The following is a 12647-nucleotide window of genomic DNA, read 5'->3' as shown; positions in this document are numbered from 1 at the left end:
TTTTTATGAGAGTGTTTTAATCTGGAATAACCAGACGTTCATTAAAAATTTGGTAAATAAAGAGGTAACACAAGCGTACTTGTATTGAAACAGCAAAGCCGTATGATTTTGAGGTAATTGAGATTATATGGTCAAGAAGAGAAGCGCAAACGGTGGATGCCTTGGCAGTAAGAGGCGAAGAAGGACGTGGAATCCTGCGAAAAGCTCTGGTGAGCTGGAAACGAGCGTTTAACCAGAGATGTCCGAATGGGGGAACCCGGCCATACGTGAGTATGGTCATCTGCAACTGAATACATAGGTTGTAGAGGCGAACTCGGGGAACTGAAACATCTAAGTACCCGAAGGAAAAGAAATCAATTGAGATTCTCCAAGTAGCGGCGAGCGAACGGGGAAGAGCCTGGTGTGATTTATAATACAATGAAATAGAACAACTTGGGAAAGTTGGCCATAGAGGGTGAAAGCCCCGTATATGCAGGTTGTATTAGGAACTAAGCACGCGAACAAGTAGGCCGGGACACGTGTAATCCTGGTTGAATATGGGTGGACCATCATCCAAGGCTAAATACTACTTACTGACCGATAGTGAACCAGTACCGTGAGGGAAAGGCGAAAAGAACCCCGGAGAGGGGAGTGAAATAGAACCTGAAACCGTTTGCGTACAAGCAGTGGGAGCATTTCTTCGGAGATGTGACTGCGTACCTTTTGTATAATGGGTCAGCGAGTTACTTTCAGTGGCGAGGTTAACTGAATAAGGAAGCCGTAGAGAAATCGAGTCTGAATAGGGCGCGAGTCGCTGTGAGTAGACCCGAAACCGGGCGATCTAGTCATGTGCAGGATGAAGGTTGGGTAACACCAACTGGAGGTCCGAACCGGGTAATGTTGAAAAATTATCGGATGACGTGTGACTAGGAGTGAAAGGCTAATCAAGCCCGGAGATAGCTGGTTCTCCCCGAAAGCTATTTAGGTAGCGCCTCGTGAATGATTACTGGGGGTAGAGCACTGTTTCGGCTAGGGGGCTGTCATGGCTTACCAAACCGATGCAAACTCCGAATACCGGCTAATTGAATCACGGGAGACACACGGCGGGTGCTAACGTCCGTCGTGAAGAGGGAAACAACCCAGACCGCCAGCTAAGGTCCCAAAGTACTAGTTAAGTGGGAAACGATGTGGGAAGGCATAGACAGCCAGGAGGTTGGCTTAGAAGCAGCCACCCTTTAAAGAAAGCGTAATAGCTCACTGGTCGAGTCGGCCTGCGCGGAAGATGTAACGGGGCTAAAACTAGTCACCGAAGCTGCGGATGTGCACTAAGTGCACGTGGTAGGGGAGCGTTCTGTAGGCTGATGAAGGTGGATTGAGAAGTCTGCTGGAGGTATCAGAAGTGCGAATGCTGACATGAGTAACGATAATGAGGGTGAAAAGCCCTCACGCCGGAAGTCCCAGGTTTCCTGCACGACGTTAATCGGAGCAGGGTGAGTCGGCCCCTAAGGCGAGGCTGAAGAGCGTAGTCGATGGGAACCAGGTTAATATTCCTGGACTTTTTATAAGTGGTGAAGTGGGGACGAAGAAGGCTAGATAAGCCAGGCGTTGGTTGTCCTGGTATGTGCATGTAGGGGGGTAGACTAGGCAAATCCGGTTTACCATTAACCCTGAGGTGCGACATGGTGCTGACACTTCGGTGTACAGCGAAGTTATTGATGCCCGGCTTCCAGGAAAAGCTGCTAGCCATAACTTATAGAGAACCGTACCGCAAACCGACACAGGTGGACAGGTAGAGAATACTAAGGCGCTTGAGAGAACTCGGGTGAAGGAACTAGGCAAAATGGTACCGTAACTTCGGGAGAAGGTACGCCCTTTCTGGTGATGGGATTTACTTTCAGAGCTGGAGAGGGCCGCAGAGACCAGGTGGCTGCGACTGTTTATTAAAAACACAGCACTCTGCAAATTCGTAAGAAGACGTATAGGGTGTGACGCCTGCCCGGTGCCGGAAGGTTAATTGATGGGGTTATCTTCGGAGAAGCTCTTGATCGAAGCCCCGGTAAACGGCGGCCGTAACTATAACGGTCCTAAGGTAGCGAAATTCCTTGTCGGGTAAGTTCCGACCTGCACGAATGGCGTAACGATGGCCACACTGTCTCCACCCGAGACTCAGTGAAATTGAAATCGCTGTGAAGATGCAGTGTACCCGCGGCTAGACGGAAAGACCCCGTGAACCTTTACTATAGTTTTGCACTGGACTTTGATGATAACTGTGTAGGATAGGTGGGAGGCTTTGAAGTGAGGACGCTAGTTCTCATGGAGCCGACCTTGAAATACCACCCTGTTGTTATTGAGGTTCTAACTTGGTCCCGTAATCCGGGATGAGGACAGTGTATGATGGGTAGTTTGACTGGGGCGGTCTCCTCCCAAAGAGTAACGGAGGAGCACAAAGGTACCCTCGGTACGGTCGGACATCGTACCAAGAGTGTAAAGGCATAAGGGTGCTTGACTGCGAGAGCGACGGCTCGAGCAGGTACGAAAGTAGGTCTTAGTGATCCGGTGGTTCTGTATGGAAGGGCCATCGCTCAACGGATAAAAGGTACTCCGGGGATAACAGGCTGATACCGCCCAAGAGTTCATATCGACGGCGGTGTTTGGCACCTCGATGTCGGCTCATCACATCCTGGGGCTGAAGCAGGTCCCAAGGGTATGGCTGTTCGCCATTTAAAGTGGTACGCGAGCTGGGTTTAGAACGTCGTGAGACAGTTCGGTCCCTATCTGCCGTGGGCGTAGGAAAATTGAGAGGAGCTGCTCCTAGTACGAGAGGACCGGAGTGGACGAACCTCTGGTGTACCGGTTGTCACGCCAGTGGCATTGCCGGGTAGCTAAGTTCGGACGGGATAACCGCTGAAAGCATCTAAGCGGGAAGCCTCCCTCAAGATGAGTTTTCCCATGAAGCCCGTTGGAGACTACGACGTTGATAGGCAAGGTGTGGAAGCGCAGTAATGCGTGCAGCTAACTTGTACTAATTGGCTGATTGTCTTGACCATATAATCTGAGTTACTTCAGATGAACTGAATCAATACCTGGGGTAGGACGCCTGCCCCGAAATAAATACAAAATAGTGTGTCCTCTTTATTTACCTCGTGCATGATTCGGGTATAATATGCCCAATTGATCATCTCAAACCAGTTTTCCTGGCGACCATAGCGGTTTGGAACCACCTGACTCCATCTCGAACTCAGAAGTGAAACGAACCCGCGCCAATGATAGTGTGAGGTCTCCTCATGTGAAAGTAGGTCATCGCCAGGGTTTTATTCTTAAAAGCGGCTCTTTAGCCGCTTTTTTTTTATATTAATTAAGTCGAGAATTCAGAATTTAATTTTTGAAGCAATAATTTAAAATAACCATTTAATTGTTTCTTAATGATGAACTAGTCATTTTTCTGCAATAGCTCAAATGCTAATCATCAAATCACAGATACCATGATAATTCCAATAATTTAAAGTAGGAATCCATGTGTTATTCCCTATCAAAAAAAATAGTATTTTATCATCGGAAATAGAGTGTCCTTCTTATTGTTCTATTTTTTCTTTAATTCTTTATAGCATGTTAATCTGGTGGCTTGCACATGTCATTAGTGATGCTAACTTAGATAAATATGATGATATGTTAGAAAGCTATGCATGGGGCAGTTTGTGGTCATGGGGACATGATAAACATCCTCCCCTTTTCGGTTGGATTGCTGCTGCTTGGTTTCAAATTTTTCCACACACAAATGAATTTTTTTATCTTTTGTCCTATGCAGTAGTTGCTTTAGGTCTATTAGGTGTCTTTTGCTTGACTCCTTTTTTTATGAGCAATGTTCTTGGCTCGTCTCTTTCTAATGATGCATATTTACAATGCTGCAAAAAATTTAGCTTCTTGAGTGTGGCTTTACTTTTGCTTGCTTTTCCATATACAACTTTAGCTGCAAAATATAATGCAAATAGCATCTTACTTATGCTTTGGCCCTGGACTATTTATGGTTTTTTAAAGGCGACACAAAAGTCTCAAAGTTGGTTAGAATGTTTATTAAACAGCTTTTTCTTTGGTTTGATGGCTGCTTTGTCAATGCTAGGTAAGTATTTTTCAGGGATACTTTTACTTACCTTATTGTTTGTTAGTTTGTTACCTTTATATCGTAGTTGGTATCGCAGTTTTTCTCCTTATCTTTCTTTATTGATCTTTTGTATCTGCTTAGCCCCACATTTTTATTGGCTAACACAGCATAATTTTCCCACTCTAGTGTATTTGCAAGCAAAGGGAGATGGAAAAATACATTGGATTTTTTGTCTAAAATTTTTATTCGTGCCTTTATTATATTGGTGCATACCTTGGTATGTGGTTCTTGTTACATTTTTTGAGGGCCCCTGGTATCAGCGTATGGTGAATAGTTGGCGTGCAATTCATTTAAAAAATGATGCTTTATGGTGGATAGCTATCTTGCCTTTTATCTTTACTTTGCTGGCAGGTTTTTTGGGTTTCGTTAAATTGACTTATCCTTGGGCTATTCCTTTGGGTTTGGCCTTTCCGTTACTATGGCTTCGTAATTCACTTCTTCTGAGTCCGGTAAAGAATAAAAAGGTTTTTCAGCCACTACAATTAAAAACGATTGGATTCATCTATTTATGTGTCGTAATTTTTATCGCTGTGGGTATACGCATTTATGCTGCGTATACACAAGACGTGCATTATTATTTGTCACAGAAGGAGGCAGCAGTAGACATTTTTAAATATTGGCATGAATTATATCCTTCAGAAAAGCCTGCATGGATTGTTGCCGAGAAAAAAGCAGCCAGCTTATCTTTTTACAATAAAAGTTGGGACAAAGTAAAAGTTTACCCTAGTTTTCCATCAGCCGCTCCTGCATCATACAACGCTGCTCCTGATTGGGATAAAGGAAGAGGAGTTATTTACTGCTTTGTGGGACAAGATACTTATTCTGTTCAACAAAGAGACTCTTTACCTTGTGTAAAAAAAGCTGCTTTTTGGCTACAACAACGAGGGTATACTGATGTTGTTTTTAAGATTTTTCATAATCACCGTGAAGGGCTCTTATTTCCCAAACCACTGACTTTTTCATTTGCTGTTTTTTTTGCTAAAAAAGAAAAAAATATTTAACATGAACAAATGGATTTTCATATCTATGTCATTCCGTTAAAAATAAGACTGGATATTCTTTATGATTTTCAATAAATTAGGGACTGATATTTCTAAAAAATGGGGTACCTGCTTTCTTGATTTTTCTCGCCTGATAATTTAAAACAATCGGGTTACACTTGACCCGTAATATGTTTTTTCCTTAATTTTTCTCCATCTTGTGATGTAGTACGATTAATTAAAACGGCTCGTTAAAAGCTAATCACCGGGATACACTGATTTTAAGAAATACTCTGAGTAGATTGAATGAAAAAAAATTTCCTTATTTATGGCTCATATGGATATACCGGTAGTTTAATTGCACAACTCAGCCTGCAGCACGGTTTATCACCCGTCTTAGCAGGTAGAAATGAAACCAAACTTAAAATTCAAGCCACAGCCTTAAATTTGGACTACAGGGTTGTTGACGTCAATGATTTGGCACAAACTAAAGAAGCTCTAAAGGATATGGTTGCAGTGATTCATTGCGCCGGCCCATTCAAGTATACCTCTAAAAACATGGCATTAGCTTGTCTTGCTGCCAAAACACATTATTTGGACATTACTGGTGAATTTAAAGTAATAGACCAGCTCATGGCGCTGAATGAACAGGCAAGAAGAGCAGGCATTATGATATTACCAGGCTGCGGATTTGATGTGGTTCCCAGTGATTGCCTTGCTGCTTATTTAAAACGGCTTTTACCTGATGCAACACAATTGATCCTGGCTATAGCTTCTTTCAATAAAGATGCTGACTCCAGTATTTCCCATGGGACTGCTAAAACCATGCTGGAAGATATTCCTGAAGGTACCACAATTCGTAATGGTGGGGTTTTAACAAAAATCCCGTTCTGTGGTAAAACGCGTACTTTTGATTTTGAAATTTCCAGGAGGTTATGTGCCGCCATTTCTTGGGGGGATTTATCATCGGCATGGTGGTCAACTCACATCCCTAATATTGAAACCTATATGGCCTTACCCGAACAAGTTATAAAATACAAACGTCTGATTAATATGTTTAAAGGTTTTTTGAAGTGGAGCCTGGTAAAAAAATACATAATCCATAAGATTGAACTATTGCCTGCAGGTCCCGATGAAGAACAGAGGAAAAATTCCATTGTAAAAATTTACGCTGAAGCAATTAATGCAAAAGGAATAAAAATCGCCGCACTCATGACTACCCCAAATGGTTATACATTAACTGCCTTATCCACTTTGCTCATTGTAAAAAATGTTTTATCAGGTAATGCGCCAATTGGCTTTCAAACGCCCTCCAGTGCATTCACAGAAGATTTAGTCATGCAAATCCCCGAAGTCAGCCGGGTTATGCTTCCATGAATCATTCATTTTCACCGCACATTTTCATGCAAAAATCAATCTTGCCAAATATGACTCACCATTATAAATTTGAAAAAATTTTAAGGAAATTAGATGACAATTGAAAAACGACTTGATGAACTGGTAGTTGAGATTGAAGATATAAAAATCAAGCAAAAAGAGTTGGTAAAGATCAACGATGAGATTCAATCCCTTATTGAGATGATGGAACAACAGCTCAACCAGCATATTATTCAGGTTCCAGAGCAGATAAAATTAAGCGAGGGAGAATTGCTTGGTATTTATGGATTTATGAAAAAACCCAGCGAGACGATACATTATGAACAGTTTTCAAACGAACCCCGCGTCCCCTAAATTAATGTAATAAAATCAGGGGAGGGAAGTATGTGTTTGAATATCCTTGCGGTTGGTGGTTTTGACTACACAATTAAGCAGACTTTCACGCAATCAGGTTAATATCCCGCATTAGTTAAAGTCACGCCAACCGAAACAATTTAATAGGTTGGCGACGTTGCTTGAGTAACGCATCCCCTACATATTCCGCTTTAATATGCGGTAATTTCTTAATTGCATCTTCTGAGATAAGTATCTGGGAGTTATAGGTTTTATTCAATTGCTCAATATGGGCTGCAGAATTTACTACATCTCCTATAATGGTATACTCCTGTCGCCTTTTGGGCCCAATTGTACCGGTTACGGCATAACCAAAATGCAACCCAATTCCCAATTTTAGATTAGGCAGCTTGCCTTTTCTTATTTCTTCTTCAGTATGTTTGATGATTTCGAGTGCTGCTTTTACTGAATGTTCCACATCATTCCCGCTAGAAAACGGTGCCCCAAACACAGCCATAAACCCATCCCCCAGGAATTTGTTAATAATCCCTTTATTATCATGAATGATTTTTACCATGTATTTAAAAATATTATTGAGATAATGGACCACCGTGGATGGATCGTTTGCTTCAGAGAAATGCGTGAAATTTCTTATATCTAAAAACATGATACAAACAGGGATGTATTCACTCAAATGAGCATCTTTGGATAATAGTTTGGATACCACCTCCGGTGAAACGTGCTGGCCAAATATATCTTCAATCCGATCACGTTCTTTTTGCGCATCAAAAGCGGCAAAAAGCTGCTTTTTAATTTGTTTGGTAACGAATCCTGTAATAAACCCGGCCATGAGTAAAATTATTCCTCGTGAGGCAAAAGGAAACCACGCAATCAAATAGAAATCAATGCCTGCGGTATTAGTGTGGTTGAGCATGTAATAGGAAAGTCCCAAATATTCACTGGCGGCAATAAATCCTGAAAATCGACAGAGCCATTCATTTAATGTTAATGAAGAAAGGATGATGAAAATGAAATAAAGTAGAACAGGTGGCATTAAAAGAACATACACAGGAGTTTGCACTGTTGCAGCCATAATAATCCCTACTGTGGGAATATTTATTTCGATAAAGCTATTCATATAGCGTAGGAAAATGGGCAAATTTTTCTTATGGGCTATGTAGTGGCAAATCACTTTGCGCATCAGTAGAAAATAAAGTGCTGCGCCCGCTAAATAACTGGGTAATATTAACGCGGGTATTCTTGCCAGGCGAAAAAATACTTCGGGGGCATAAAAGATAAATATTAACCACATAAGCGACAATAAAGTGAATACACTAGCTAAAATGGTCGTTCTTAACTTTTCAGTTTTTAATATTTCCACTTCCAATGGCGTTTGACTCATTTACACGCACCTATTGGATCTGTTTCTTTTAATTTTAGTTTAAAAAATAATCACAGGGAAATAAAAGGGGCTCTAAGCTTTGCTTGTCCCCTAAGGAATGCTGAATTAGATAGAAACCAAATGCTTATCTTTAAGGCGTACATAATGTTGCGCTGAATACTCCAGCATCTCCATCTCTTGATCGGTTAATTTGCGAACCGCCTTGGCTGGATTGCCAAGGTATAAATAACCGCTTTCCAGTAGTTTACCGGGAGTGACTACGGAACCTGCAGCAACCATTACATGATGTTGAATGTGGACTGCATCCAAAATCAATGCCCCCATACCAATTAGACAAAAATCATCCACCATGCACCCATGCAAAACCGCCCGATGTCCAATGGTAATTCCTTGGCCTAAAATTAATGGTTGTCCGCCTGAGGTGTAGGGACCATCGTGGGTAACATGTAAAACAGCTCCATCCTGAATGCTGCAGGCATTGCCTACTTTAATTGAGTTCACATCCCCGCGGATAACGGCCATCGGCCAAACAGATACATCATCACCTAAAAGAACATCACCAATCACCACTGATTTGGGATCAATGAACACCCTTTGCCCAATGGAAGGCCATTTACCTTGAAAACTGCGAATTGCATCATTCATGTTCTAAACCATAGTTACAAATTCTTCTGCACTTGTAGGATGAATAGCGACTGTATTATCAAAGTCTTTTTTACAAGCACCCATTTTTACTGCGACACCGAAACCTTGAAGCATTTCATCAGCTGACCACCCAATAACATGGAGGCCGATAATTTTTTCTTCTTTGCCCAAGGTAACTAATTTCATCACTGTCGGTGTTTTTACTTCCGCAAAAGCATCAAACATGGGGCTAAAGCGGGTTTGATAGACCTTAATCTGCTCTTTACCGTATTGCTCTATAGCATCCTCTTCACTAAAGCCCACTGTGCCTATGGGTGGATGGCTAAAGATTACGGTACTGATATTTTCGTAATCCAAGCAAGCTTCAGGTTGCTGGCCAAATAATCGGTCGGCTAAACGACGTCCCGCTGCAATAGCTACAGGGGTGAGTGCTGGCGCATCTGTAACATCTCCCAAAGCATAGATTCCCTGGGTACTGGTATTTTGAAAAGCGTCCACCAATACCAAGCCACGTTCATCCATGGCCACGTTTACTTTGTCCAAATTTAATCCGGATGTTCGGGGTTTCCTGCCCACCGCAGCAATAATTACATCTATATCTTGAATAATTGAACCACTGGCGGCGCATACTATAGATTTTCTGCCATCACTATGTAAGTTAATTTCTTTTGCTTTATGGTCCGGATGGATATGGATACCTTGCTGTTGCATAATGTCCATTAAGGTTTCCCCCAGAACCTTGTCAAATCGAGCCAAAGGTCGTTTGCCTCTCATTAAAAGATGCGTTTCGCTACCGAGGCCGTTTAATACGCCGGCCAACTCTACGCCAATATAACCGCTTCCAATAATTGCGACTTTGTCAGGTTGTTTCGTCAAAGCAAAGAAACCATCCGAATCGATTACATGTTGCACCCCATGAATTAAAGGCGGGGAAGGTTCACCACCTGTTGCAATGATTATATGGGGTGCTTGATAAAGCGAATCATTTACCTTAATTGAGTGGGCGTTATGGAAGCAACCTGTACCACGAATCAGAGTAATTTTAAATTGGTCAAAACGTTTTGCATAATTTTCCCTAAGCCGTTCTATATAGGCATTGCGTCGTGTAACCAGAGTATTCCAATCAAGTTGGGTTGATGCTAAAGAAAAACCATATCCGGATGCATGATCTATGATGTCGCGAATCATGGAGGCATTAAACATAATTTTTTTGGGAACACAGCCCAGATTTACGCAGGTACCTCCCAAATGGTTGGATTCGACTACGGCTACTTTGGCGCCATACTTTGCGGCGCGGACAGCACTGGCCATGCCACCGCTGCCACCACCTAATACGATGAGATCAAACTGATTGTTTTTCATAGACAATTTTTGATAAATAAGTTTATATTATCAGGAACTTTCCAAGCAACCAACATAAATTCCTATAGTTTGGTGAATGATTTTCTCAGCAGTCCTTGTTTTGATTACCTTCTCTATAACCGCAAAATACAGAACAGGTAATGAAAATAAATTTGATGCACTAAATTGTACGGTTAAGCAATACAGAAAACAGTTAAATGTCGTTTCAGAATTAGCTTTTAGAAAATGTGTAATCATTTATTTCGGATCTCTTCTTTGTATTTAGCAAGGATTAGGTTTAAGAGATTTTGGTTTGCAACTTAGACTTATTCTGGGATTTTCCTGCATAGGATGGGGATCTGGAGTTAGTAATCTTTAATAAGGAGATTAACATGCCAGCATCTAGGATTAAGATTAGCCGTATGATTGTTTTAGGAGACAGTTTATCGGATAGGGATACATTTAATAAACGTAAACTGTTTGGTTTTATTCCTTTAGGGGATTTGTATGAAGTAGGTTTCGACGCTCCACGAGGACGGTTTACTAATGGATTTGTCTGGGGGGATTATTTTGTTACCGCCATTATTGAAGAGTTTCAGCTGGATGATGCCCGAAAAAAACTGAAACTCCCGCACACCCCCCGGGGAAATGCTGACTTGGCAGATGCCATTTTAGCAAATGAACACCATGTACGCAGAAAAAATGAGAAAGCCTTTAGTTTGAATAATGACAAACATATCTTATATAAAGGTCATCGCTTTGCCCGTTTTTATTGCGAAGCAGGCCTTACCTCTTACGCATACAAGTCAAAATTTACCTTTAACATTAAAAATGAAGTACTTAGGCTTATCCTGGCTAGTTTGGAAGAGAAACAAAAATTACTCCTTGAAGATGATAAAAAATATAAAATAAGCCTCCAGGAAAAAGCTGAAACTTTAATTGTCGAGTGGTCCGGCGCAAATGATCTGCTTACCGTAAACTCTGAGCCTACTTTTCCTGAGGTAGATGATGCTGTTAATGCGCGAATCGCCAATCTCGAAAGTTTAATTCATCAAGGGTATCGAAATTTTGTTTTATTGAATTTGCCTGATCTTTCATTAACTCCCAGATATCAAGCTAAAAGGAAAAAGGAGCAAGAAAAAGCAGCCCGTTGTTCAGCCTATTTTAACGAACAGCTGGCAGATAAAGTACAACAAGTGAAGGAGAAATATAAGGGTTTAAATACTCCATTGAATCTGTCAATTTTTGACGTCAGTAAACCATTTGAGGATATGTATTCCCATTGCGAGGAATACGGGTTTGAAAAAGACAAACTAAAATCTCCATTTATTGAGTCGGAACAGTTCAGGAAAAATCAACAAAACCCTGAATATCAAAAGGAACATATTTCTCCAGCTGATGGGTATATGTTTTGGGATGACATCCATCCCGCTATGGATACGCATTCCTGGTTAGCAATAAAATTTAAAGAGGCATATACTAAAATTTTCAAGTTTTTACCCCCGCAATCAGCAAGGAAATGCTGCAAGGAAGCAGAAGATGCGATGCGTCATTTTTCAACTGCCTCTTTTGCTCATTTACCCCAAGAATTGGTACAAATAATTAATAATATCCATACAAATGCACTAAGTATGGAAAAATCACGAAATGCATCTCGGCAAGAAAAAGGCGAACTATTAAAACAATTTATATTTGAACTGAAGTGTCAAAGCGGTAATTTACAGGAAATTGATGCGTTTATAAAAGCTTTTACCCATGATGCAGAGAATAGCAAGATCATTAAAAGGCATAATAATGCTGTATTTGATTTTTTTTCTTGTAAGAAAGTGACTCGTACCGAGGATTATATTGACCAGCTTAGCAAGGTAGTTTCAGAAAAAATGGGTCAGAAACCGCTCACGGTCTGTTAAAGGCGTCTCAAAAGGAGCGTAACCCGAAATACAAATCGGGTTACGATTCTTTAATTCATGTTTTACTCAAGCTTTGTCGTCCCACACATTGTTTATTCGGCGCTTATTTTAAACTCAACCTCAACATTGCCGCGAATCGCATTAGAATAAGGGCACACTTCATGGGCTTTAGCTACCAGTGCTTCCGCATCCTTCTGATTTAAACCTCTGACATTAACATGCATTTCAACTCCAAGTTTAAACCCTTGTTCCGGAGTAGGATACAAAGAGACTTGAGAGAGAATTGACGCATTGTCCATATGGATATTTTGTAAGCGGGCGATATGGCGCATAGCACTCTCGAAGCATGCGGCATAACCTGCAGCAAATAATTCTTCTGGATTTGTACCATCACCCTGGCCCCCTAATTCTTTAGGCTTAGCCAGGTCCAGTCTTAATAAGCCATCTGAGGTTTCTACATGACCTTCTCGACCACCATGAGTCCGTGCTGTTGCTGTATAAAGTGCTTTCATTTCTCTTCC

General features: G+C 41.3%; 8 protein-coding genes and 2 rRNA genes. 6 read left to right on the top strand and 4 right to left on the bottom strand.

The window, feature by feature from the left end:
* Positions 1-129 precede the first annotated feature (129 nt).
* The 5 genes from KYQ_RS12275 to KYQ_RS12255 all read left to right on the top strand — a co-directional run bounded on the left by KYQ_RS12275 (position 130) and on the right by KYQ_RS12255 (position 6849).
* Positions 130-3026 (top strand): 23S ribosomal RNA (locus KYQ_RS12275).
* Positions 3027-3172: 146 nt separating this feature from the next.
* A 5S ribosomal RNA gene (gene rrf, locus KYQ_RS12270) occupies positions 3173-3288 on the top strand.
* Positions 3289-3495: 207 nt separating this feature from the next.
* Entirely contained in the window at positions 3496-5139 is a 1644-nt protein-coding gene (locus KYQ_RS12265) for a glycosyltransferase family 39 protein (RefSeq protein ID WP_019350140.1), read from the top strand.
* Between the two features lie 285 nt (positions 5140-5424).
* Positions 5425-6495, top strand: a complete 1071-nt coding sequence (locus KYQ_RS12260; protein ID WP_010654560.1) for a saccharopine dehydrogenase family protein — start codon at positions 5425-5427, stop codon at positions 6493-6495.
* Positions 6496-6588: 93 nt separating this feature from the next.
* Complete coding sequence (locus tag KYQ_RS12255) at positions 6589-6849, top strand: hypothetical protein (protein WP_010654559.1); 261 nt, start codon at positions 6589-6591, stop codon at positions 6847-6849.
* A 121-nt stretch (positions 6850-6970) separates the two neighbouring features.
* Here the strand turns inward: KYQ_RS12255 and KYQ_RS12250 are convergent, their stop codons facing one another.
* From KYQ_RS12250 to gorA, 3 genes are all read right to left on the bottom strand, one after another.
* Positions 6971-8230, bottom strand: a complete 1260-nt coding sequence (locus tag KYQ_RS12250; protein WP_010654558.1) for an adenylate/guanylate cyclase domain-containing protein — start codon at positions 8228-8230, stop codon at positions 6971-6973.
* A 105-nt stretch (positions 8231-8335) separates the two neighbouring features.
* A complete protein-coding gene (locus tag KYQ_RS12245) occupies positions 8336-8875 on the bottom strand; it encodes a gamma carbonic anhydrase family protein (RefSeq protein ID WP_010654557.1) in 540 nt (179 codons plus the stop codon).
* A 3-nt stretch (positions 8876-8878) separates the two neighbouring features.
* On the bottom strand, positions 8879-10237 hold the full coding sequence (gorA, locus tag KYQ_RS12240; protein WP_010654556.1) for a glutathione-disulfide reductase: 1359 nt from the start codon (positions 10235-10237) through the stop codon (positions 8879-8881).
* 371 nt (positions 10238-10608) lie between these two features.
* Here gorA and KYQ_RS12235 point away from each other — a divergent pair, with 371 nt between their 5' ends.
* Positions 10609-12126 carry an SGNH/GDSL hydrolase family protein gene (locus KYQ_RS12235; protein ID WP_019350139.1) on the top strand — a complete coding sequence of 506 codons (1518 nt, stop codon included), beginning with the start codon at positions 10609-10611 and terminating at the stop codon, positions 12124-12126.
* 92 nt (positions 12127-12218) lie between these two features.
* On the opposite strand, the gene KYQ_RS12230 is transcribed toward KYQ_RS12235, so the two are convergent.
* On the bottom strand, positions 12219-12638 hold the full coding sequence (locus KYQ_RS12230) for an organic hydroperoxide resistance protein (protein WP_010654553.1): 420 nt from the start codon (positions 12636-12638) through the stop codon (positions 12219-12221).
* Positions 12639-12647 lie beyond the last annotated feature (9 nt).

The organism is Fluoribacter dumoffii NY 23, assembly GCF_000236165.1.
Lineage (GTDB): Bacteria > Pseudomonadota > Gammaproteobacteria > Legionellales > Legionellaceae > Legionella > Legionella dumoffii.
The sequence above is the reverse complement of the archived record's forward strand: the minus strand, read 5'-3'. Positions and strand labels throughout refer to the sequence as shown.